At 57.5% G+C, this 21404-nt stretch carries 23 protein-coding genes; 9 read left to right on the top strand and 14 right to left on the bottom strand.

The window, feature by feature from the left end; genetic code table 11:
* Positions 1–7: 7 nt before the first annotated feature.
* Positions 8–442, top strand: coding sequence for a ribose 5-phosphate isomerase B (gene rpiB / locus ACQRD3_RS00240; protein WP_427779087.1), 435 nt, complete (start codon positions 8–10; stop codon positions 440–442).
* Positions 443–520: 78 nt separating this feature from the next.
* Here rpiB and ACQRD3_RS00235 read toward each other — a convergent pair whose 3' ends face one another.
* The 4 genes from ACQRD3_RS00235 to ACQRD3_RS00220 all read right to left on the bottom strand — a co-directional run bounded on the left by ACQRD3_RS00235 (position 521) and on the right by ACQRD3_RS00220 (position 5043).
* On the bottom strand, positions 521–1552 hold the full coding sequence (locus tag ACQRD3_RS00235; protein WP_080907083.1) for an Ig-like domain-containing protein: 1032 nt from the start codon (positions 1550–1552) through the stop codon (positions 521–523).
* Between the two features lie 125 nt (positions 1553–1677).
* A complete protein-coding gene (locus ACQRD3_RS00230) occupies positions 1678–2409 on the bottom strand; it encodes a polysaccharide deacetylase family protein (RefSeq protein ID WP_427779085.1) in 732 nt (243 codons plus the stop codon).
* Between the two features lie 93 nt (positions 2410–2502).
* Positions 2503–3183 (bottom strand): DUF2461 domain-containing protein, encoded by a 681-nt coding sequence (locus ACQRD3_RS00225; RefSeq protein ID WP_080907082.1) that lies wholly within the window; start codon positions 3181–3183, stop codon positions 2503–2505.
* A gap of 21 nt (positions 3184–3204) precedes the next feature.
* The gene (locus tag ACQRD3_RS00220) at positions 3205–5043 is read right to left on the bottom strand and encodes a VanW family protein (protein WP_427779083.1); all 1839 of its coding nucleotides are present in this window, start codon (positions 5041–5043) and stop codon (positions 3205–3207) included.
* 190 nt (positions 5044–5233) lie between these two features.
* Between ACQRD3_RS00220 and ACQRD3_RS00215 the strand changes: the two genes are divergently transcribed.
* Positions 5234–6418: a 5-bromo-4-chloroindolyl phosphate hydrolysis family protein gene (locus ACQRD3_RS00215; protein WP_427779082.1), complete on the top strand. Its 1185-nt coding sequence runs from the start codon at positions 5234–5236 to the stop codon at positions 6416–6418.
* Positions 6419–6471: 53 nt separating this feature from the next.
* Here the strand turns inward: ACQRD3_RS00215 and ACQRD3_RS00210 are convergent, their stop codons facing one another.
* The 3 genes from ACQRD3_RS00210 to ACQRD3_RS00200 are packed head-to-tail and all read right to left on the bottom strand — an operon-like array spanning position 6472 to position 8306.
* Complete coding sequence (locus tag ACQRD3_RS00210) at positions 6472–7083, bottom strand: ABC-2 transporter permease (RefSeq protein WP_427779080.1); 612 nt, start codon at positions 7081–7083, stop codon at positions 6472–6474.
* Positions 7080–7928 (bottom strand): ABC transporter ATP-binding protein, encoded by an 849-nt coding sequence (locus ACQRD3_RS00205; protein WP_080907078.1) that lies wholly within the window; start codon positions 7926–7928, stop codon positions 7080–7082. Before ACQRD3_RS00205 ends, ACQRD3_RS00210 begins: the two co-directional genes overlap by 4 nt.
* 3 nt (positions 7929–7931) lie before the next feature.
* Positions 7932–8306 carry a GntR family transcriptional regulator gene (locus ACQRD3_RS00200; RefSeq protein ID WP_080907077.1) on the bottom strand — a complete coding sequence of 125 codons (375 nt, stop codon included), beginning with the start codon at positions 8304–8306 and terminating at the stop codon, positions 7932–7934.
* Between the two features lie 141 nt (positions 8307–8447).
* On the opposite strand from ACQRD3_RS00200, the gene ACQRD3_RS00195 reads away from it, so the two are divergent.
* Positions 8448–9116, top strand: a complete 669-nt coding sequence (locus ACQRD3_RS00195; RefSeq protein ID WP_427779077.1) for a LysR family transcriptional regulator — start codon at positions 8448–8450, stop codon at positions 9114–9116.
* Here ACQRD3_RS00195 and ACQRD3_RS00190 read toward each other — a convergent pair.
* A complete protein-coding gene (locus ACQRD3_RS00190) occupies positions 9065–9292 on the bottom strand; it encodes a DUF4368 domain-containing protein (protein WP_427779321.1) in 228 nt (75 codons plus the stop codon). The two genes, ACQRD3_RS00195 and ACQRD3_RS00190, sit on opposite strands and share 52 nt — an antisense overlap.
* Positions 9293–9566: 274 nt before the next feature.
* Here ACQRD3_RS00190 and ACQRD3_RS00185 point away from each other — a divergent pair, with 274 nt between their 5' ends.
* From ACQRD3_RS00185 to ACQRD3_RS00175, 3 genes are all read left to right on the top strand, one after another.
* Entirely contained in the window at positions 9567–11528 is a 1962-nt protein-coding gene (locus ACQRD3_RS00185) for an alpha/beta hydrolase (RefSeq protein WP_427779075.1), read from the top strand.
* 286 nt (positions 11529–11814) lie between these two features.
* Complete coding sequence (locus ACQRD3_RS00180; protein ID WP_427779073.1) at positions 11815–13218, top strand: hypothetical protein; 1404 nt, start codon at positions 11815–11817, stop codon at positions 13216–13218.
* Positions 13219–13943: 725 nt separating this feature from the next.
* A complete protein-coding gene (locus tag ACQRD3_RS00175) occupies positions 13944–14240 on the top strand; it encodes a hypothetical protein (RefSeq protein ID WP_080907073.1) in 297 nt (98 codons plus the stop codon).
* 127 nt (positions 14241–14367) lie between these two features.
* Here ACQRD3_RS00175 and ACQRD3_RS00170 read toward each other — a convergent pair whose 3' ends face one another.
* Both ACQRD3_RS00170 and serC read right to left on the bottom strand, forming a co-directional pair.
* Positions 14368–15537, bottom strand: a complete 1170-nt coding sequence (locus ACQRD3_RS00170) for a phosphoglycerate dehydrogenase (protein ID WP_427779071.1) — start codon at positions 15535–15537, stop codon at positions 14368–14370.
* 82 nt (positions 15538–15619) lie between these two features.
* Complete coding sequence (gene serC / locus ACQRD3_RS00165) at positions 15620–16705, bottom strand: 3-phosphoserine/phosphohydroxythreonine transaminase (RefSeq protein WP_080907071.1); 1086 nt, start codon at positions 16703–16705, stop codon at positions 15620–15622.
* 224 nt (positions 16706–16929) lie between these two features.
* Between serC and ACQRD3_RS00160 the strand changes: the two genes are divergently transcribed.
* From ACQRD3_RS00160 to ACQRD3_RS00150, 3 genes are all read left to right on the top strand, one after another.
* The gene (locus ACQRD3_RS00160) at positions 16930–17274 is read left to right on the top strand and encodes a DRTGG domain-containing protein (RefSeq protein WP_080907070.1); all 345 of its coding nucleotides are present in this window, start codon (positions 16930–16932) and stop codon (positions 17272–17274) included.
* Between the two features lie 2 nt (positions 17275–17276).
* Positions 17277–17696 (top strand): ATP-binding protein, encoded by a 420-nt coding sequence (locus ACQRD3_RS00155; protein ID WP_080907069.1) that lies wholly within the window; start codon positions 17277–17279, stop codon positions 17694–17696.
* A gap of 87 nt (positions 17697–17783) precedes the next feature.
* Positions 17784–19115 carry a [Fe-Fe] hydrogenase large subunit C-terminal domain-containing protein gene (locus ACQRD3_RS00150; RefSeq protein WP_427779068.1) on the top strand — a complete coding sequence of 444 codons (1332 nt, stop codon included), beginning with the start codon at positions 17784–17786 and terminating at the stop codon, positions 19113–19115.
* A gap of 54 nt (positions 19116–19169) precedes the next feature.
* On the opposite strand, the gene rpsR is transcribed toward ACQRD3_RS00150, so the two are convergent.
* The 4 genes from rpsR to ACQRD3_RS00130 form a co-directional block, all read right to left on the bottom strand.
* Positions 19170–19409 carry a 30S ribosomal protein S18 gene (rpsR, locus tag ACQRD3_RS00145; protein WP_080907068.1) on the bottom strand — a complete coding sequence of 80 codons (240 nt, stop codon included), beginning with the start codon at positions 19407–19409 and terminating at the stop codon, positions 19170–19172.
* Between the two features lie 38 nt (positions 19410–19447).
* A complete protein-coding gene (locus ACQRD3_RS00140) occupies positions 19448–19909 on the bottom strand; it encodes a single-stranded DNA-binding protein (RefSeq protein WP_080907067.1) in 462 nt (153 codons plus the stop codon).
* Positions 19910–19923: 14 nt separating this feature from the next.
* Positions 19924–20223: a 30S ribosomal protein S6 gene (gene rpsF / locus ACQRD3_RS00135; protein WP_080907066.1), complete on the bottom strand. Its 300-nt coding sequence runs from the start codon at positions 20221–20223 to the stop codon at positions 19924–19926.
* A gap of 238 nt (positions 20224–20461) precedes the next feature.
* Positions 20462–21397 (bottom strand): hypothetical protein, encoded by a 936-nt coding sequence (locus ACQRD3_RS00130; protein WP_427779065.1) that lies wholly within the window; start codon positions 21395–21397, stop codon positions 20462–20464.
* Between the last annotated feature and the right edge of the window lie 7 nt (positions 21398–21404).

The raw sequence follows: 21404 nt of genomic DNA, 5'->3' as shown, positions 1-21404 counted from the left end.
ATATCATATGATCGCACTGGGTTCCGACCACGGAGGCTTCGGCCTCAAACAGCACATCATCGGCTATTTGGAAGCCAACAGCATCCCCTACAAGGATTTCGGCTGTGACAACACCGACTCCTGCGACTACCCCGATTTCGGCGCCGCCGCCGCCCGTGCGGTGGCTTCCGGCGCGTGCGAGAAGGGCATCGTCATCTGCACCACCGGCATCGGCATCTCCATCGCCGCCAACAAGGTCAAGGGGATCCGCTGCGCCCTGTGCTCCGAGCCTCTCTCCGCGGAGATGACCCGCCGCCACAACGACGCCAACATGCTGGCCATGGGCGGAGGCCTGATCGGGCCCAATCTGGCCGAGCGCATTGTGGAGGTGTTCCTGAACACCCCGTTCGAGGGCGGCCGGCACCAGCGCCGGGTGAATAAGATCTCCGCGCTGGAGGACTGACCTTTCTTTTTGCTGCAAAAAGGGCGTCCCCGCCCATGGACGGGGACGCCCTTTTCCTGATGTAAATACGGATTCCGCTCAGAAGCTGCAGCGGACAATGCACTTCAGTGTGGTGCCGTTCACCGTGGCGGTGACATTGCAGGTCCCCTTGCCTACCGCGGTGACTGTACCATCAGCGCCCACAGTGGCCACCGAAGTATTGCTGCTGGCCCAGGTGACGGCCGCGCTGGTTCCCGACACCACCATACGGAAAGTCTCTCCCGCGTGTCCCAGGGTAAAGTCTTCCCGGTTGAGCTTGAGTCCGGAGGCGGAAGAGGATGCGCCGGAGCCGGTGGGCGAGGTAGTGGCTGCGGAGGTCGTTGTCCCGCCGCTCTTAAAATTGCAGCGGACAATACAGGTCTTTTCTCCTGCGCCCGCCACCGATGCGGTGAGAGTGACCGTCCCCGGCGACACCGAGGTAACCACCCCGTTCCAGGAGACGGAGGCCACATTGGGATCGCTGGACTTCCAGGTGATATCCCCCGTGGTCCCTTCCGGAGTAAACGTCGCTTTCATCTGGAACACCTGTCCCGCCGCGTCAAAGGTAAAGTCCTCCCGGTTGAGGGTAAATCCGGTGGCCGTGCCCACGCCTGAGATCTGTCCGGCGGAAGGCGCCTCACTTTCGGCGGGCGCCGCGCTCTCGATGGGCGTCTCACTCCCGGCGGGTGCGCCGCTCTCTGCCGGAGCCTCGGAAGGAACGCTGCTCTCCACCGCGGGAGAGGCCGAAGGGGCCGGGTCCTTCGACCCACCCAGCATGGATTTGACAATGGAGATCACAATACAGACCGCCGCCACGATGAGCGCCAGAGACGCGACCGTCAAAATGATCCTGCCAATGGAGGGGCCGCCACGGCCCCCTCTTCTGCTGCCGCCTGCCAACCGCTTTCCGCCCCCCGTTCGAAATCCTTCATCCTTGTCGTAGTCATCCTCGTTCTCCAGGCTGTCCGGGTCATCCCAGCGGCCCGTGCCGTCCCCGTTGCAGAAGGGACAGCGTTTATATGTGGCGGAGTAACGCTCTCCACAGTATTCGCATTCAATGAGCTCATCTTTTGAGCCGGCGCGGCGTGCCATACTCTTCCCTCCGTTTTTTCATTTCTGATCCCATTGTACACGTTTGGTCAAAAATCGTCAACGGCCGAAAGACAAATGTCACTATTTGTAATGGCGTCTTAATGTCTTTTTCGGGAATTCCCGTGTTACGGATAAAAATTCAGATAAGTGCTGCCTGCCTTCAAAGAGAGGCGGCGCTGGGCCGCCAGCTCGTCCACCGTAAGAAAATAGAACCCTTTCTGGTGAAGGGCATCCACAATGCGCAGGGCAGCTTCCACCGATGTGGGATAGATGTCGTGGAGCAGGATGATATCGCCGTCCTTGGCCCGGGAGACCACATGCTCCACAATACGGTCGGTGTTCTTGTCGTCCCAGTCCTCCGGGTCGACAGACCACAGGATGATGGGGCAGCCCGCCCGGCGCTTCACCCCGTCGTCTACCATGCCATAGGGCGGGCGCAGCAGGAAATCGTTGTGTCCCAGAGCATTTTTCAGCACTGTGCGCGTCCGGTCTACCTGGGCGGAAAAATCAGCCGCATTGAGTCCCGTGAGCATCACGTGATCGTAGGTGTGGATCCCGATCTGGTGTCCCTCCTCATCCATCCGCCGCAGCAAGTCCTCGTTGCCGGGCACCTGCTCCCCGATCAAAAAAAAAGTGGCCCGCACGCCCCGCTGGGCCAAACCGTCCAGCAATTCCGTTGTGGTGGAGCGCCGGGGACCGTCGTCAAATGTGAGGGCAATGAGCTTCAGCTCGCACTCCTGCGTCAGCACCGCATCCGCAGGGCACGCTTCGGAGCGGGCCTTTTGAAGCCCCGCCCCCGCCCATGGGAGGATCAGTGCCGCCGTCAGGGCCAACATCGTCATCTTTTTCCATTCCAAACGCAAAACCACCCCGCCGCCTTTCTGAGAATGTTCCCTCTCAGTATGCGCAGCAGGGTGGTCTTTGTTCCTGTCAAAAAATTCTGAAAATGATTACGGCTCTCTTGGGTCCGGATCCCCGTCCAGTGTAGACAGGTAGCGGAACAGGGGAACCAGCTTCTCCCACTCCTCCAGAAGCGCTCCGGGCAGCTCAGGAGAAAAAACCAGGTCATCATGAGGCCGGTCACAGCTGAGTGAGAATCCGTTTTTCTTGTTGTACCAAGGCTCCAGCAGGGTGCTGGGCGCTTGTTTCGGGCGCTTGAAATCCTCTCCATCCAGCGCAAAAACATCCTGTTTTTTGATCTGGCGGGCCAGCTTTTCCATCGGTTTTGGATCCCGGTCCATCCGCGCCCGGAACTTGGCCATCGTCAGGGCCTGAGCCATCCAGTAGCCCACTCCGTGGCTGTACCCGTCCGCCGAGATCTCAAACCAGAACGCCGGGGCCGCCGACCAGCGCTCCACCGGCTGGGAGAGGGTCAGCCACAGGTGGTCCTTGTAAGGCCCCCGGCCATGGAGCCTGCGGGCGTCCCGATAGATGCGGCAGACCCGGCTGGTCATTTCCAGATCCTTGTGCCGCTCCCCAAAGCCCTCATACAGGCTCCGGCAGAGCTCCTTCATCGGCTCATAGAGGTTTTTCTGATAGTCCTCCTTATGGGCCTCAAACCAGCTGCGCTCGTTGTTGAATCGGATTCCCCAAAGGAAATCCACAGTCTGCTGTGAAAAACCTTGAAACATGCTTTTGTAAGCTCCTTCCCATCAGGCTTCGGGCGGAAGCAGGGGATCGTTGGGATCGGCGGTGGGGGCAGGCGTCTGAGTCTCCCCGGGAACGGGCGCCGTCGGCTCAGCGGTGGGTGCCGCCGTCACGGCCGGAGCCTGGCTTTCCGTGGGAGCGGGCGTGTCTGCGGGGGGTTGGGTGGCGGCAGGCGTTGGCGTCACCGGTGTCAGTGTCTTTAGCCCGGTGGCGGGATCGATCCCCCACAGCGCCGCGTCGGCGGGATTGTAGAGGATCACGGCATTGCGCAGCTTATAGCTGTCCTTGTGCAGGAAAATGGTGTCCACAGTCTTACCGTTGGCATCCACCAGCTTCTGATAGGTCTCCATGGTGACTGCATTGTAGGCGGTGCGCTCGGGATCCTTCCGCGTCGTGCCCTGTGGAATCTCCGCGCTGGGTTCATATACTGTCTGGGCATACTGGGTCACCGTCCGGTTGGTGTGGTACGGCTCTCCGTGGATCCCCGAGGTATTGGTGCCATAGAGATTGACGTGGACGTAGTTTTTGCTGTCCACATAGGCCTCTACCTTCACCGGATACTCGGTGGTGTTTTTAAACCGGTAATCCAGACTGTTTCCATACACCGTGGCGTCCAGGCCGCCAGGGATATAGCTGGGTTCATAGCGGTGGCAGTGGCGCTCGGTGATCTCCAGATTCCCCTTTAAGGTCGCCCAGTGGAGGGTGGAGGAGAGTTGGCAGATGCCGCCGGCCGTGGTATCCACCGTCTTTCCGTTGACATAGGCGCCTGCCTTGCCGTAGCCTTTGGAGGTCTCGTAGGGGCCGCAGAGGGCGTTATAGGAAAATTCCTCCCCGGGGAAGAGAATATATCCGTTGATAAAGCTGGCCGCCAGCTTGATATTGTCCTTCCGGGCGGCGGTACCGCTGAACTTGGTGACAGCGGCTCCCAGTGTGTCCCGAAACAGGCTGGCCTGAAGCGTCTCGGTGCTGATCTTCGGCGCGGTCAGCGTAAGCTCCACCCGGCAGGGCCTGCCGTCGGCGGTCTTGGCCAGCGCCGCCCGGGCCGCCGCCACATCAAAGTCCACCCCCATCACCGAGGGGACGATCTCCCGGCTCTCCTTGTCCAGATAGGCGTCAGCCACCTGAGCGGAGACCTTCTCGTGGATGGCGTCGAAGTCCGGCTCTGCCGGAGGGGCCTGGATGAGCACCACCTCCACCGTCTCCGGCCCGGTGCCGCTGAGGGCAAAGCCCACGCCCTTGCGGGCAGCCGCCCCGTCCACTTCCGTGCCGGTGACGCCTTTTTGAAAGAGGAGGGCGGTATCGGTGACTTCATAGGTCGTCTCATTGCCCTCGATCCCCAGCTTCTCGGAAAGCTCCTCCAGCGCCTGCGCCATCCGCTTTTCCCCGTCGGGGGTGAACGTCAGCGTGGGTGGGACCTCAATGTCTCCGCCGGAAATCACCCGGGCCAGATAGCGGCCGCCCAGCGTCAGAAAATTGGTTCCCCGGCGGTCGGCATGGGCGGCGGTGTTCACATCCCCGGCCAGATCGGCGGCCTCCATCAGTCCATCGGTATCCAGCGAGACCCGCTGTCCGCTGCCGGGCTCATAGAGTTCCACCCGTTTTCCCGCCAGCTTGCCGGGAATGGCCCCGGCCAGCTTTTCCTCGGCCTGAGCGGCAGTCAATCCGGAGAGATCCACCCCCATCACGCTGGTGTTGGGCCACAGCTTATCTCCGTTGGCAAAGGCACACAATCCAAGGTAGGCTGCCGCCAATACCCCGACCACGATTCCAGCCGCAATCAGGCCGATCTTTTTCCGGGAACCGGGCATAACCCGCTTACCCGTCTCTTTTTCTTCCATCTCCATCACTCCAGATCACACGCCGCTTTTGCGGCGGCGAAACACAAGATATAGGTCATTATATGTTTTTTTGTCCTAAAAAGCAATGACAGAACGGTTACAGCCGCTTAAACTCCCCCGGTTTCCGCTTTACAACTCTTTTCTTTCGTTGTATGATATGTGATAAGTGTAAAAGTATGTTTTCGGGAGGAACAGCATGTCAAACAAACAGGATTCCAACATTCCGTGGTGGCTCATCGTGCTGGGCTTCATTTTTTTCTGGCCGGTAGGAATGGTCCTGCTCTTCATGAATCTGGGCGGCGTAAACATCCCCACCGATCAGATCCGCCGTGACATGAAGGACCGATACGGTTCCTCCGCCGGAGCCGGTCCTTACGCCCCCAGCGGCGCGGCGGATTGGCAGGCTCAGAACGGTCAGGCACGGCGGCAGACGCCTCCCGCTTCTTCCACCTCCGCCCGGGGCATGGGAGCTCCCCGAAATGATCCGGGTCGGGTACGGCAGCGGAGCGGCCTCCACAGAGGGTTCCGTTCCCCCAGAGGCGGCACCGCACTCACGGTGGTGGGCACGATTTTTTCCCTCTGCTTCGCCGTCTCCTGCTTCGGCGTGATCGCGGGCACCGGACTTTCCGGCGCCCGCGCCATAACGGGGGCCTTTACCACCTTCGGCTTTTTGTGTGCCAGCCTCTTCATGACCGGAATGGGCCTTTCCATGACCCGGCGGGCCCGCCGTCAGCGGCTCTATCTGGGCCTCATCGGCCAGCGCAGCTCCATCTTCATCTCCGACCTGGCGGGGGCCGCCGGAGTGCCGGAAAAGAAGGCCATTGCCGACCTCCAGCGGATGCTCTCCGACGGAATCCTGCCCATGGGCTACATCGACCGTGCCACCGGACGTCTGGTGCTCACCGATCAGGGCTACGAGCCGCCCCAGGACTGGGTGAAACAGGCTGAGGGCGGGAAAAAGAGCGCGTCCTCCGATGACGCCATTCTGCGGGAAATCAAGGCCATCAACGATGCGATTCCCGACGAGGAAATGAGCCGCAAGATCGACCGTATCGGGGAAATTACGGGGAAAATTCTGGACTACCAGCGGCAGAATCCCGCCAAGGCCGGACAGCTGCGCCAGTTTTTGAATTACTATCTGCCCACTACCCTGAAAATTTTGAAGGCTTACGCCCAGATGGACGCCCAGGGCGTGCAGGGATCCAACATCTCGGCTGCCAAGGCGCGAATCGAGGGGATGATGGATAAAGTGGTGGAGGGGTTCGAAAAGCAGCTTGACCAGCTCTTCCAGACCGACGCCATGGACATCACCGCCGATGTGGCGGTGCTGGAGCGGATGCTGGACAGCGACGGGCTTGGTTCCGGCATGACCTTTTCTTAACACAATCTCACCCCCGGCGGGCCGAAGCCCGCCGGGGGTGACTTTTCACTTTCTCAAAGCTCCTTGCGCGCCATGATACGCACGGAGATCCCCCGGGAGATCAGGTTTGCCAGAATCCCGGCCCCCAGCAGAAGCAGGCCCAGCCACACGGGAAAGTCTGCCTCTCCGCCGCCGGCCATCCCCGCGATGCTCCCCACCGCGCCCAGCACCGCGGAAAGAGCAACAATGACCAGGAGAAACACCCGGCCCCGATTCACCCCGAAGCGATAGCACAGGGGCATCGCCACAGCGGCATAGACCAGGCCGAGCCCACCGTAAAAGAAGGGCATTCCCATTATGCCGCGGCCATCCGGACTCACCAGATCGGCGATCAGGAGCACCAGGGTCACCCCGCCGCTGAAGAGGAAGGCGAGGGCATACCGAGCCTCCACCTGGCTCCGGCGCCCGTTGGGAGCGGCCGCGGCATAGGCCTGCCAGTGGTTGGCCTCATCATAGTTGAACAATCCCAGCATCCCGGAGAAAGTAAAGATACAGGCGTAGATGGCGAAAAAGTCCAGGCCCAGCGAAGTGAAAAAGGACACCACCAGCATGATGGCAAAGATCCCCCCGTAAATTTTCAGGTTTGGAATCATCAGGTCCAGATCCCGCCTTAAAAAGCCTCTCATGCTCTGTCCCCCCTTGTGGTAAAAATCATCAGATCCTCCAGGCTGGCCGGGTCCAGCGGCAGATCGGGATAGGCCTGCTGAAAGACCGCCCGATCCCGGATCAGCGCCTGACAGCCGAATTCTCCCGTCCGTTTTCCCACCACCAGAGCGGGTTCCACCCGGCTCAAGTCAGCCCGGGAGCAGGAGAGCTTCCCGTAGTTGTCCAGCAGCTCGTCCTTGGCCCCCGAGACGGTCACCTCCCCCCTATGGAGATAGACCACCCAGTCGCAGATCTTTTCCAGGTCGCTGGTGATGTGGCTGGAGATGAGAATGGCGTGATCCTCATCGGAGAGGAAGGCGAGAAACTCATCCAGGATTTCGTCCCGGATCACCGGATCCAGCCCGGAGGTGGCCTCGTCCAGCACCAGCAGCTTGGGCCTGTGGGCCAGAGCAGCAGCGATGGAGAGCTTCATCTTCATGCCCCGGGAGAGTTCCTTTACTTTCTTCTCTGCCGGCAGATCGAACTTCTCCAGGTAGTGACCAAACAGCGTCTCATCCCAGCCGGGGAACACCCCGCCGAGAAATTTCCCCACCTGCTTCACCCTGAGCGCATCGGAGAAGGGGCACTCGTCGGGGACATACCCCACTTCGGTGAGCGCCGCCTCCCCCTCCTGACCCAGGACGGAGACCTCGCCGCTGTCCCGCCGGAGAATCCCCAGCAGGCACTTGATAACCGTGGATTTTCCCGCTCCGTTTTCCCCAATCAGTCCCAGAATAGTCCCCCCCGGGATGGCAAGGGACACATCCTTCAGAGAAAATGAGCCAAAGTCTTTGCACAAGTGGTCGATCTTGACCGCGTATTCCATATTCTATTCCTCCCCGTAAATAATGTCCAGCGTCTCGGCCACCTCTGCCCGGGAAACCCCGCCGCACTTGGCTGCGTCCACTGCCTTGGTCAGATATTCCTCCACCTGCCGCAGGGCATTTTCCCGCACCAGCTCCAGATTTCTGGGCGCTACAAAGCACCCCTTCCCCGGTACCGTGGTGATAAAACCCTCCCGCTCCAGTTCTTCATAGGCCCGCTTTGTGGTGATGACGGAGATCCGCAGATCCTTTGCCAGCGCCCGCATGGAGGGAAGGGCCTCCGCCTCCGCCAGCGCACCGCTGAGAATGAGCCCCTTGACCTGGCGGGTGATCTGATCGTAGATCGGGATCTCCCCCGTGTTGCGGATAATGATGTCCATATCCCGCCTCCGTATTTTGTGTATCTATTAGATATACACAGTATAATCACACATCACGTATCTGTCAAGCGTTTTTTTGCCCGGGCGGCGCACTTGACAAGCGCCGCCCTCCATGATAGGGCAAAAAAAGAGGTGAAATATGTGCAGTTACAACAGCTTTTTTACGTCGCCGAGGTGGCGGAGCGGGGCAGCATCAACAAGGCGGCGGAGGCTCTCTTTATCTCTCAGCCCAGTCTGAGCAAGGCGATCATCAATCTGGAGAGCGAGCTGAACATCCGCATCTTTGACCGGAACAACAAGGGAGCCACCCTCACGGAAGAGGGAAAATCTCTCTATCAATATGTCCGTACCATCCTCAATCAGATGGAGCTGATCGAGGGTATCTCCGCCAGTGATGCCCCCAAGGTCCTGCCGGCGGCCTCCTACCCGGTGCTCACCGTCTCCCGGGCACTGGCCGGGTTTTACCGGCGGCGGCAGGGCTACGGAATCGCTCTGCGGATGCGGGAGGTCCAGCTGGCCGAGGTGGTGGAGGCCGTGGCCTCCTCGGCGGAGATCGGCATCGTCTTCATCAACAACGCCCAGTTCAAGGAGTTCAAGCATACCATTGGCTACAAAAACCTGGAGTTCAACCCCATCGCCCAGGACACCTGGTACATCGACGCCGGTCCCGAAAGCCCGCTCTACGGCCGGAGCGAGGTCTCCATGAAAGAGCTGCTTGGGCTACTCCTGATAGGGTATCTTGATAACATATCTTGGAATCAGGCAGACAGCGCATTTGCGCTGTCTGCCTTTTCTGTTGTCTCCGCATAGAACGGGTCATCCGCTTCGTTCAAATTGAAGTCTTTGAACCGGATGCGAACCATCTGCGGCGTGTGCTTGGAGTATTTTACTTCCTTTTCATAGACGATGATTTTGGATATGAAGACCCGCAGAACCTCCGGCGCCAACTCTCCCATATCTGTGAACTTTCTGGCCTTAGCAAGCAGGTCATCGTCAGCCGGATGGACATATATTACAAAAGCAAAACCAGTTGCTCATCTTAATGACATTGCATGTATGCGGCCTCCTGTTTTATTTTAAGGGGTCTCGCTTTTCGGCTGAGGCCGGAATACGTTTTTAAAGAAATTTTGTTTGATATGTCTAAAAAAAGGCATTTATTTTGTATATTTAGCAGAATTGACTTTAATATGACACTATAGTATGCTAAAAATGTCACTAACAGTCAATATTGACAAATAATAAAAAGAGGAGGAGAGTTTCGTGACAACCGCAACCAAGAAAACCGCCGCCAGCATCGTACTGATCATTGGCCTGGTACTTATGCTGGTCGGAGGAACCATGGCGCATACCGCCAGCACCAGCAAGGGCACAGTCGATATCCAGTCCATCGAGTGGGTCAACGAGAATGGCGCATCCATGCATGCTGTTCTTTACATTCCCGAAAGCGCTTCCGCCGCGAACCCCGTCCCCGGCATCGTTGCAAATCACGGCTTTACATCCAACTCCGAGGCCATGCATCTCCACGCCATTGAGATGTCCCGCCGCGGATACGTGGTGATCGCTCTGGACGCATATGGCCACGGCAACTCCAGCTATCCCGACATGAGCATTGAGAGCGCTGTCATCAATGACATGGGCCACTATTCCGCTCTGCAGTATCTGGGCCGTCTGCCCTACGTGGATACTGACAACATCGGTTTGATTGGCCACTCCATGGGCTCTGACTGCGCTCGTTTCGGCGCTCTGCGCGCTTTCCAGGAGAGGGAAGCTGGCAACGACAACGTGATCGTGCCCAAATCCATCCTGCTGACCTCCAACTCCTTCAAGGCTATTGCTGCTGACAGTACCGGAAGCGTGCTGGGCGCAGGGCAGAGCGGCGAGAAGGTGGATCCCATCAATGCCTATCCCGTCAACTATGGCACCATCTTCGGTCAGTTCGACGAGTTTGCCGGCATAATGTGGGCCGTTGGCAAAGGCTCCGAGTTTAAGAATTCCGCTCAGTTTGCCGTCGGCATGGGCTTTGAGGGCGCTGATTACGCCACCTACTATGCCTATGGCGATTCCACCGCGCTCTCCCGCGAAGAGGCCATTGAAGCTGGCAACAACCGCACCCTGCGTGTGGGCTTCAACCCCTCTCTGACCCATGCCTTTACCCTGTTTGCCAAAGAGCCCGTGGCTTTGGCTCTGGAGTTTTTCGACATCACTCTGAGCAACGGCGAGCTGGCCTCCAGAACCTATGCCTATGACGATCAAATCTGGACCATGAAGCCGGCAGGCGGCATGATTGCCCTGATCGGCCTGGTGATGTTCATCATGGCGCTGGGCAGCATGCTGATCAAGTCTGCCGCTTTCCAGGGCATTGTGAAACCCGAGGGCCGTAGCTTCTCTACCCTGGCTGTCTCTGGCGATAAGGTCCGCTATGTGGTCCTGTACATCCTGCTGTCTGCCTGCGCACCCTTGCTGTATACTTGGTGCTCCGGCCTGTCCCTGCACAATCCCTTCCATGGTGTTATCGTTCCCGTAAAGCTGCCCGTCAGCGAGTACTTCCAGCTGCCCGGAACCAACGGTGTCGTCCTGATGAACATAATCCTGACCATTATCTTCTTGGCGGTGTTCATTGTGCTCTTCGCCATGGAGAAGAAGAGGGGTTACACCTTGCAGGACGCCGGCCTGGCCGTCTCCAGCAAGGTATTCCTGAAAAGCCTGTCCCTGGCTGTCCTTTTGTTCGTTGTGCTGTATGCACTGGTCTATGTTGCCGGCCTGTTCCATGTTGAGTTCGGCGCATTCAAGCTGGTACTGATGGAAATGCCCGGCTACAAGTGGACCGTTTACCTGAAATATCTGCCCTTCTTCCTGGCCTTCTTCATCGTTCACAGCCTGATCGTCAACAACCTGACCCGCATCAACGGCGCCAAGGAGTGGGTCAACATGGTGCTCATCGTTGTGACCACTGCCGGCGGCCTCATCCTGCTCCAGGCCTACGACCTGATTGTCTTCAAGAGCACCGGCGTGCGCGGCATCCCCACCGTTCCCTTCTCCTCTGACCCCAACGCCCTGTCCGGCATTCTGTTGTGGGGAACCATTATGATCCTGCCCGTCGCCGCCGTTATCTCCCGCTTCTTCTACAAGAAGACCGGCAGCATCTGGGTCGGTGCGATTCTGAACGGCCTGTTGGTCACGTTTGTCTCCGTGTGCGGCACCTGCATCATGCTACCCGCATAAGTTCTCACAAACAGTATAGGATCAAGATCATATACCTCTTTACAGAGATGGGACGCTTGCTCAGGCAGGCGCCCCATCTTTTTTGTGTGCGGGCGATCTGGTTGGTGTGCCGCGGCATTTGACTGGCCACCTGTGCGATCAACGCACCTTCTGGCAGTTTTCATAGTTTTGCGGGCGATTTTAAGTTATATTATTGAAATCTTTTTTTTCGTATACTATAATGATAAGATAAATAGTCATCAACAAGGGAGGACAACCAACTTTGCAAACTCCGCTTTCCTATATCATGGACCTTACTAAAACATCTGCAAGGGAAATTGCCGACCAGACGGGGATTAACGTGACTTTGCTGAGCAAGTTTAAGAACAACCAGAGAAAGTTACAGTATAACTCCAGATACCCGCTTCTTTTGGCTGATTTTTTCCTTCAGTGCAGAGCAGAACAGAGCGGTCATGTGGTGCGGGACCTTCTTGTGAAAAGCGACAGTACTCTGAAAGACGCGGATCTCCAGCAGCTGCGGGAAGCCTTGGCCCTGTGGCTGAGTTCTGAGCTTACCGATGAAGCTCCGGTCCGGCAAGTCCTGCCTGTGGTTGATGTCTTTCAGTCCACCAATGATCTGAAACCGGTGCTGGAGGGCTTTACCCGGCAGGTGTTGTCAGCGCCTGCCGGAAGGGTTTTTGTTATCCATGATTTTCCGGATATGCAGTTGTCCACATCCTTTCTGGAGTTTTCGCTGCCCTATCTGGAGCAGATGAGGAATCACGGCTGTCCCATTCAAATCTTGGACAGCTGTCCGGCCCCAAAGACCTACATGTCCATTTTCAAGTGGCTGGAATTCTATTTTTCGGACCGGATACAGTTGTTTTCCGATTATGAGCGGGCCTATCTTCACCGGATGATCTTCCTGCTGGAGGATACCTGTGCGCTGGTGATTCTGTCTAACGATGTTGGACAGAAAGTGTTCCACAGCACTCTGTACACAGACCGGAAAAGTGCGCAGTACTTCCAGCGGAGCGCCGATATTGCCGCGGAGACTTCCACCAGGGTGATCGAGAAGATCCCTTTCAGCAATATCACGGATTTTCTGCATACACTGGATAGATTTCTTGTGCCCTACTCCACCACCTACCTTGTGAATCCGGTCATGATGTACAAAACAATGAACCTGGATATTCTGAACCGGGTTCTCGAAGAAAACGGGGTCCCGGAGGCAGAGAGAAGGCCTGCCTTTGAAACAAACCGGTTTACTGCGTACCTCAGAACAAAGTGCCCTTATAAGCAGATCTATGACCTAAGTGCGATGACCTGGGTCGCGACGATGGAATCCACCGTGGACGAGGAACTTTCGGCGGTTTACGGTCGTCCCATAAAGGTATCGCGCCGGCTGCTTCATGAGCATCTGCAGTTCCTTTCCAAATTGAACAGCCATAAATACCAATTGCTGTTTGTCCCCTTCGAGACGCTTCAGCTGCTTCACAGCACTATCAGCTATGTGGTACAGCAGGGTGGTCTGTTCCTTGCCTGGGATGCTTCACGGAGTAATCAGCGCATTTACAGCAGGGATCCTTCTATCGTGCAGGCATCTTATAACTACATGGAAGAGATTTGGAACTCCATTCCTGCCGCATATACCAGCAGCGAATGGCAGGCACAGCAAATCAGAAAACTTCTGGAACTTTCCGGTGAGTGATCTGCTCAAAACAAAAGGAAATAAGAAACGCAGGGCCGCCAATGTCATTAAGATAATGAGATAAGTGAGAAAAAATAGAACTAGAACACAGGCCCCGGCAAGTGGAAAGCGGCTTGCCGGGGCCATTAATTTGTATATGAGTATGCTAAAGAGCGGATGAAAAAATCCGCTTGGAAAAGCTGTTCAACAGAAATAGGTCATGCTACCCCGCAAGAGAAGCTAACTGCGTGTTTAGCGGTGATATTTTCGGGGCTGGATCTGCCTGGACGAAGGAGATACATATGCCTCAGAATAAAAGCTTCAGCATCAAGTGGAGATACATCTTCAGAGAAAGAGTTGTCTGCAAATATGTGCGGCGGCAGAAAATCTTGATTCATATACGGATAAAAAAACATCCACGAGCTCAAGTAATACTTGTGGATATTTATTGTAGGGCAAAAACCCCGGAGGTACAGAAGGCTTGATAAGCCGAAAAAGCCTGACCAGAAAGAACCCTTATAGGGGCAGAACTTGCCACCTGTTTTGCGGGTGGTCATGACTCTTTTCTCTCAATCGGTCCTGTTGTAATCAAATTTCAAGATACCCCTATGAGGAGCCGCCCTTTGGGATGCCTGTTTTTCTGTTATCTCCCATTGTTTCAAGCACTTTTTAAAATATTTTTGCCCAAATCGTTTTTTTATCTATACTTTGTGGTACAATGGTGAAAACCTGAGAAGGAGCTTTCTATGATCCGATATCTCTCATTTTGGAACTGTATTTTGGAGGGTACTGACAAATCCGAACTGGTCTACCGGCTCAATCTGCGCTTTCAGGCCCTGCTTCCGGACTGTCCCGGTCTCCTGCGGACCCAGGTCATGCTCACCCGCCCCGGCAGCACCCATGAGCTTCTCGTCTGCCTGGACTTTTTTGACCAGCGTGCCCTGGACGCCTATCAGTTCAATCCCCGCCACCTCTCCCTCCGGGCAGAGACCGGTTATCTGCTCACCGACCACACCTTTGTCACCGTAGATCTCCCCGACTGAAAAAAGCCGGGTTCGCCCCGAATGAGCGAACCCAGCTTTTTTCATCGCAGATCTCAAGCAAGGCTGTCGTTTTTTTGTACGGTCCCTATGAAAGTTTTCTTTGCTGACTTTCTTTTTCAAAAGAAAGTCAGTGGGTGAGGTAGCGGACGCGGAGGACGCCTCCGATGGCGCGGATGGCATCCACCTCCCGGTCGGAGACGCGGCTGCCGATGTCCACCAGCGTATAGGCGTACTCACCCTTGGACTTGTTGGTCAGGTTTTCCACGTTCACATTTTCCCGGGAGAGGACGCCGGTGATGCTGGAGAGCATGGCTGGGATATTGCGGTGGATGACGCAGAGCCGGGCGGTGCCGCTCCACTCCTGCTGGAGGGTGGGCAGATTCACCGAGTTGCGGATGTTGCCGTTTTCCAGATAGTCCCGCAGTTCCTGGGCCGCCATCACGGCGCAGTTCTCCTCGCTCTCCGGCGTGGAGGCTCCCAGATGGGGGATCAGGGTGACGTTCTTGCCGGCAGAGAGCTTGTTGGTGGGGAAATCTGTGACGTAAGCCGCCACCTTCCCGCGCTCCAGGGCAGCCAAGATATCGTCCTCGACCACCAGCCCGCCGCGGGCCAGGTTGATGATGCGCACGCCGCCCTTCATCATGTGGATGGCGTCCTCGTTGATCATCCCCTTGGTCTCCTTGTTCTGGGGGACGTGGATGGTGATGTAGTCGCAGTTTTTATAGATGGTCTCCAGATCCATGGCCCGATGGATGAGACGGGACATGGACAGGGCCGCGTCCACCGAGAGGAAAGGATCGTAGCCGTAGACCGTCATCCCCAGCTTGGTAGCAATGTTGGCCACCTGCACGCCGATGGCGCCCAGGCCGATCACGCCCAGGCTCTTTCCCATGAGCTCAGGACCCACGAACTGGGCCTTGCCCTTCTCCACCACGGCCTCAATGTCGCCTCCCCCGGCGATCTGGGCGTCGATCCACTTGGTGCCGGCGGCCACGTTCCGGGATGCCATAATGAGGGCGCACACGGCCAGCTCCTTGACGGCGTTGGCGTTGGCGCCGGGGGTGTTGAACACCACGATGCCCGCCTCGGAGCAGCGGGCCACCGGGATGTTGTTGGTGCCCGCCCCCGCCCGGGCAATGGCCCTCAAGGCGTCGGGGAACGCATATTCCTGCATGTCCGCCGAGCGGACCAGGATGCCGTCCTCGTTCTCTTCGCTGTCGGAAACGGTGTAACGGGTCTTGTCCAGGGCGGACAGACCGGCGGGGGAAATCTTATTCAAAGTCTTGATACGGAACATATCTGAACTCCTCCTCAAATGAACCGGGAGGGCCGCCGAAGGCGGCGACCCCCAGCGACAAACTTCGATCTTGATGGAATGCTCAGTGATTCGCGTCAAACGCCTTGATAAAGTCCACCAGCTTCTCCACGCCCTCCAGAGGCATGGCGTTGTAGATGGAAGCCCGCATCCCGCCCACAGAGCGATGGCCCTTCAGGTTGGTGAACCCGGCGGCCGTGGCCTCGGACACGAACTTGGCGTCCAGTTCCTCAGAGACAGAGCGGAAGGCCACGTTCATATCGGAGCGGGAGCCCGGCTCCACCGGGCAGTTGAAAAGCCGGGAACTGTCGATGACGTCATAGAGCATCTGGGCCTTGCCGTGCTTGATCTTCTCCATGCCGGGCACGCCGCCCTGCCCCTCCAGCCAGTCCAGCACCAGACCCAGGATGTAGATGCACCAGCAGGGGGGCGTATTATACATGGAGTCCTTCTCGATCATGGTCTTGTAGCCCAGCATCAGGGGCGTGTAGGGCAGCTCCGCCCCTGCCAGCTCCTCCTTGACAATGACCACGGTAAGTCCCGCGGGGGCCATGTTCTTCTGCGCGCCCGCAAAAATCACACCGTACCTGCTCACATCCACGGGCCGGGAGAGGATGTCGGAGGACATGTCGCACACCAGCGGCACGCCTTGCGTCTCCGGAACATACTGCCACTCCGTGCCATAGATGGTATTGTTGGCGCAATAGTAAAAGTAAGACGCGGTGGGATCCAGCTTCAGCTGATCCTGGGCCGGGATGTAGGTGTGGTTCCGATCTGCGCTGGAGGCAGCCAGAGAGATGGTGCCGTACTTCTTGGCCTCCTTGTAGGCAATGTTGGAGAAGTTGCCGGTGACCGCGTAGTCCGCCCGTCCGGTCCGGCTGATCAGGTTCAGGGGGACGGCAGAGAACTGAGTGGATGCCCCTCCCTGCAGAAAGAGGATCTTGTAGCCCTCGGGAACGCCGAGGAGTTTGCGGAATTTGGCCTGTGTCTCGTCGAAGATCTTCTGGAAGACCTTAGATCGATGGCTCATCTCCATCACTGACATGCCAGAGCCCTGGTAGTTGGTGATTTCGGCACCCGCCCGCTCCAGTACTTCCAGAGGAAGCATGGACGGTCCCGCGGAGAAGTTGTAGACCCGCTGGTTTCCCATAATTATGACCTCCTAATCGAATCAAGCCAAATTACTTCTTTAGCTTGTTAAAGCACATTATATCTGTATTGCCCTGCTTCTGTCAATGGAGCCATATGTCAAAATACCGCTCTACCCGGGAAAAATCTTTGTGAAAAATAGAGCAATCTTCTTTACATCTTTTCTTTTATGTGCTACAATATTTAGTACAAAAAACTGCGTAGTTTAGTTTTGGAGGCTTGAACATGAATCTTTCCGAGGTCAGAGAAACGTTGAAGGCAGAGGTGCTGTACGGAGAAGACAAGTTAGATCGTGAAGTCACCTCCGCCTGCGGCAGTGATTTTATGAGCGACGTGTTGGCCTATGTGAAAAATCAGGCTCTGCTGCTCACCGGGCTGGTCAACCCCCAGGTGGTGCGCACTGCGGATATGATGGATATGAAGTGTGTCGTTTTTGTCCGCGGAAAGCATCCAGACGGAAACGTGCTGGCCCTGGCCCGCGAACGGGACATGGTGGTCATGTCCACCCCGATGCGGATGTATGATGCCTGCGGCAGGCTCTACTCCCGGGGCCTGAGAGGAGAGGAATAATCATGGAACCTGTAAAACTGGTCTATCCGGTGGAGGGCGGCGACCTCATCGAAGCCGGCGAAGCTTCCAGCAAAATGAAAATGACCCTCAAAAAGCTGGGGCTTCCTCCCGATGTGATCCGCCGTGCCTCCATTTGCATGTATGAGGGCGAGATCAATATGGTCATTCACGCCGACGGCGGCCGGGCCGAGGTGGATGTTGGCATGGACGAGATCGTCATCCGCATGATCGATCAGGGCCCCGGCATCCCCGATGTGGGCAAAGCCATGGAAGAGGGGTTCTCCACCGCCGGGGACATGGCCCGGGATCTGGGCTTTGGGGCCGGTATGGGCCTGCCGAATATGAAGCGCTATTCAGATGATATGTCTATTGAGACCAAAGTAGGAACCGGCACCACCGTAACGATCAGGATCAAGATCTGATCCTGTTTTTCCGCAATCGTTTCCATCTTCTGTGGGGGCGGCTTTGCCGCCCCCCTTGCCTATTATTTTACTCCGGGAGGTGTTTTCTTGGAACACTCGGTCACCATTGAATACGCCCGCTGCCGGGGGTGCACCACTTGCATGAAAAGCTGCCCCACTGAGGCGATCCGCGTCCGGCGGGGCAAGGCCACCATTCTGAAGGAGCGGTGCGTAGACTGCGGGGAATGCATCCGGTCCTGCCCGCACAAGGCCATCCGGGCTTCCAGCGACTCTATTTCCCATTTGCAGGATTTCCGCTACAACGTGGCGCTTCCCGATCCTGTTCTCTACGGCCAGTTTCAGAACCTGGACAGCATCGACTTTGTCCTGGAGGGGCTGACCCGGGTGGGCTTTGACGCGGTATTTGAAACCGCAAAGGGCTCGGGACTTCTTTCAGACTATGCCCGGCGCTATCCCCCGGATCCGGATCCCCTGCCCCGCCCGGCAATTTCTTCCGCCTGTCCGGCGGTGCTGCGTCTGATTCGGATCCGCTTTCCCCAGCTTCTGGAGCATATCACCTCCACCATTACCCCCGTGGAGCTGGCAGCCATTCTGGCCAGGCAAAAGGCCGTTCTGGAAACCGGACTCGCCCCGGGCGAGATCGGGGTGTTTTCCATTGTCCCTTGTTCCGCCCAGGTCACCGCCGCCCACACGCCCGACGATCTCCAGCAGCCGGTGCTGGACGGCGCGCTCTCCATCCGGGATCTCTATCTCCGGCTCCTGACCCCCATGAAGCAGATCGGCACCCCCCGCACCTTCTCCACCGCCGGTAAGGCTGGCGTCCGCTGGGCTTTCTGCGGAGGTGAGGCCAATGCCCGGAGCGGCAGCGAACGCTTCCTTGCTGTGGACGGCATGGACAGCGTCATCCGGGTCCTGGAGGCCATTGAGGACAACCGGGTCCCCGACGTGGATTTTGTGGAGCTGTCCGCCTGCACTCAGGGCTGTGTGGGGGGCTGTCTCACTGTGGAAGATCCCTTTGTCTCCACCATGCGCCTGCGCCACCTGATCCGGAACCTGCCCGATTTTGCCAGCAATTTCGACGCTGAAGTGGGTGATCCCGGCCTCATCCAGGCGGACAAAGAGCTGGAATTTGCCCCCGTGTTTCTGCTGGACACCGACCGCACCGCTGCGATGGAGAAGATGACCGCCATCCATGAGCTGGAGCGGCGCCTCCCCGGCCTTCTCTGCGGCTCCTGCGGCGCCCCCTCCTGTCACGCCTTCGCGGAGGATGTGATCCTGGGCCGGGCCGACCGTTCCGACTGCATCTTCCAGGTGCGGGCCAGGATGAAAGCCATGACCGGAAATGAAGACCCCGACGACTACCTGCCCACCCCGTTCCGCAGGCGAAAGCCGCCGGACTCCGATCCCACTCATACATAATTTTCTACAAAAAATGCCGTGGACAAAAGTCCACGGCATTTTTAACGCTCCGATTTAGTCGGTCACGTAAGGCAACAGGGCGATCTGACGGGCGCGCTTAACGGCCTCGGTCAGCTGGCGCTGATGCATGGCGCAGGTGCCGGTGGTCCGGCGGGGCAGGATCTTGCTCCGCTCGGAGAGGAACCGACGCAGCTTGACGGAATCCTTATAATCGATGTGCTCCACCTTGTCCACACAGAAAGTGCAGACCTTGCGGCGCTTGCGGCCGCGGGGACGCTCTCTATCCATAGCCATAACGGAATACCTCCTTACAAATCAAATTAGGGCCGTTCTCAAAACGGCAGGTCGCCGTCGTCATCGGCCAGTTCCGCGAACTGGTCGCCTCCGGAGGGGGCGGCATAGCCGCCGGAGGGCTGGGCGGGGGCGGAATAGTGGGAGGGAGCAGGCGCGTAGCCGCCGCCCTCACCATCCCGCTTGGAATCGCCAAAGTAGACGTTGTCAGCCACCACCTCGGCGGCAGTGCGCTTGTTGCCGTCCCGATCCGTATAGGGACGGATCTGCAGGCGGCCCTCCACCACGGCCAGACGGCCCTTGGTGAAGTAGCGGCTCACGAACTCAGCGGTCTGACGCCAGGCGACGACATTGATGAAGTCGGTCTCCTTCTCGCCGGTCTGCTTGTTCTTGAAATCCCGATCCACGGCCAGCCGCAGGGTGGCCACGGCGACGCCGCTGGGGGTAGTCCTCATCTCGGGGTCAGCTACCAGCCGGCCCATGAGGGTGATCCGGTTGAGCATGTCTCAGCTCCTCCTTATTTCTCGTCCTTGCAGACGATGATGGAGCGGATGACGCCATCAGTGATCCGGAAGATACGGTCCAGCTCCGCGGGGAAAGCGGGCTCAGACACAAAGGTCATCAGCACGTAGTAGCCATCGTTCTGGTCCTGGATGGGATAGGCCAGATGGCGCTTGCCCCACTCGTCGACCTCGCACTGAGTGGCATGGGCCTCGGCGAGGGTCTTGAACTTCTCCACCAGAGCGGCGGTGTCCTCCTCGTTCTTCCGGGGGTCAATGATATACAGTGCCTCGTAATTCGCGTTCAGTTTTGCCATTTTCTTGCACCTCCTTATGGACGTATGGCCCCCGGCCTCGTGCCGGGAGCAAGGAGCTCTGTCTTTAGACAGGCTATATTATTATATCGAAATTCTGCGCTTTGTCAAGTATTTTCCCTTGATTTTAAAATATTTTCCGGGCAAGGTGAAAAGGGCTCCGTTCCAGGTTCCTTTTGTCCCACGCCGGAAAAACAGAGAGGCCCGGGGCGGAGGCTGGGGTGCCCTCCGTCCCGGGCGGTCAGATCCTGATAAAATGAGTTGCCGGAATGAGTTCCCTTCTGGTGAACCCCTCGTGGAAATCCGGGTAGTAGACCCCCAACTCCTCCACCGTTTTTTTCAGCAGGCGCACATAGGGCAGGTAGATCCGGTTGACAATGTCGTCACTGTCGATGTGATAGTACCAGCATAGATTGTACTCGTTTGCATCCACCGCGGTCAGGCCGGAGAAGTGGTAGAAAATCAGCGGGTCCTCATTGAGAAAAAGGGTCCCGCCCCTGTCGGAGACCGTATACTCGGTGATGTTCCAGAGGGCGGCGTTGGCGCCCAGAGACTCAATGACGTGGACCCTGCCGGGATAGAGCTCCGGCCAGTCCTCTACATAGCGCTGATCTCCAAACGCCCGCCGCATGGGATCTTCCTGAATGGGGCAATATTCCACACACTGGCCGCGCCAGCGGCTGACCGCCGCAAGGCCCGCGGCGTCTCCCCGGCAGCCCACAAAACCGGTGTTGTAAACGCCCGTCACATAGTAGAATTTCCAGAAGGACGGAGAATTCCGGTGATGAGTCAGATAGAGCGACGCATCCGGCTTTTCCGAAAACAACAGGTCCGGGGTATTAAAAAAGAAGAGATCGGCGTCCAAATGGGCAAAAAACCGGGCATCCGGATACTGTGTCATCACATAGTGGAGAAATACCGGCTTCAGCGTCCAGCAGTAGGCGTGAAAAATGCGTTCCCGTTTGGCGTAAAGCAGTTCGTCGTCCTCAATCCTCTTCAGATCGACAGGCACCACATGGGGAAAACGGATGGCGGTCAAAATGTCGTACACCACCCGGCTGGCGCAGAGCACATAGATCTGATGCCCCGTGCAGTGGGCCTCCAGAGAGGTATACATGGCAATAAACTTGTAGAGATGGTCTTGGGATACCACAGTGGAAAAATGATAGTTGTCCATGTCAGCG

It is taken from the genome of Candidatus Pseudoscillospira sp. SGI.172 (assembly GCF_050313575.1).
Taxonomy (GTDB): Bacteria; Bacillota; Clostridia; order Oscillospirales; family Oscillospiraceae; genus Vermiculatibacterium.
The sequence above is the reverse complement of the archived record's forward strand: the minus strand, read 5'-3'. Positions and strand labels throughout refer to the sequence as shown.

Excerpts from the sequence above, each read along its gene's own strand:
- rpiB (WP_427779087.1), top strand. The coding sequence starts at position 8 with ATGATCGCACTGGGTTCCGACCACGGAGGCTTCGGCCTCAAACAGCAC.
- ACQRD3_RS00235 (WP_080907083.1), bottom strand. The coding sequence starts at position 1,552 with ATGGCACGCCGCGCCGGCTCAAAAGATGAGCTCATTGAATGCGAATAC.
- ACQRD3_RS00225 (WP_080907082.1), bottom strand. The coding sequence starts at position 3,183 with ATGTTTCAAGGTTTTTCACAGCAGACTGTGGATTTCCTTTGGGGAATC.
- ACQRD3_RS00220 (WP_427779083.1), bottom strand. The coding sequence starts at position 5,043 with ATGGAGATGGAAGAAAAAGAGACGGGTAAGCGGGTTATGCCCGGTTCC.
- ACQRD3_RS00215 (WP_427779082.1), top strand. The coding sequence starts at position 5,234 with ATGTCAAACAAACAGGATTCCAACATTCCGTGGTGGCTCATCGTGCTG.
- ACQRD3_RS00210 (WP_427779080.1), bottom strand. The coding sequence starts at position 7,083 with ATGAGAGGCTTTTTAAGGCGGGATCTGGACCTGATGATTCCAAACCTG.
- ACQRD3_RS00205 (WP_080907078.1), bottom strand. The coding sequence starts at position 7,928 with ATGGAATACGCGGTCAAGATCGACCACTTGTGCAAAGACTTTGGCTCA.
- ACQRD3_RS00200 (WP_080907077.1), bottom strand. The coding sequence starts at position 8,306 with ATGGACATCATTATCCGCAACACGGGGGAGATCCCGATCTACGATCAG.
- ACQRD3_RS00180 (WP_427779073.1), top strand. The coding sequence starts at position 11,815 with ATGGACCTTACTAAAACATCTGCAAGGGAAATTGCCGACCAGACGGGG.
- ACQRD3_RS00175 (WP_080907073.1), top strand. The coding sequence starts at position 13,944 with ATGATCCGATATCTCTCATTTTGGAACTGTATTTTGGAGGGTACTGAC.
- ACQRD3_RS00170 (WP_427779071.1), bottom strand. The coding sequence starts at position 15,537 with ATGTTCCGTATCAAGACTTTGAATAAGATTTCCCCCGCCGGTCTGTCC.
- serC (WP_080907071.1), bottom strand. The coding sequence starts at position 16,705 with ATGGGAAACCAGCGGGTCTACAACTTCTCCGCGGGACCGTCCATGCTT.
- ACQRD3_RS00160 (WP_080907070.1), top strand. The coding sequence starts at position 16,930 with ATGAATCTTTCCGAGGTCAGAGAAACGTTGAAGGCAGAGGTGCTGTAC.
- ACQRD3_RS00155 (WP_080907069.1), top strand. The coding sequence starts at position 17,277 with ATGGAACCTGTAAAACTGGTCTATCCGGTGGAGGGCGGCGACCTCATC.
- rpsR (WP_080907068.1), bottom strand. The coding sequence starts at position 19,409 with ATGGCTATGGATAGAGAGCGTCCCCGCGGCCGCAAGCGCCGCAAGGTC.
- ACQRD3_RS00140 (WP_080907067.1), bottom strand. The coding sequence starts at position 19,909 with ATGCTCAACCGGATCACCCTCATGGGCCGGCTGGTAGCTGACCCCGAG.
- rpsF (WP_080907066.1), bottom strand. The coding sequence starts at position 20,223 with ATGGCAAAACTGAACGCGAATTACGAGGCACTGTATATCATTGACCCC.
- ACQRD3_RS00130 (WP_427779065.1), bottom strand. The coding sequence starts at position 21,397 with ATGGACAACTATCATTTTTCCACTGTGGTATCCCAAGACCATCTCTAC.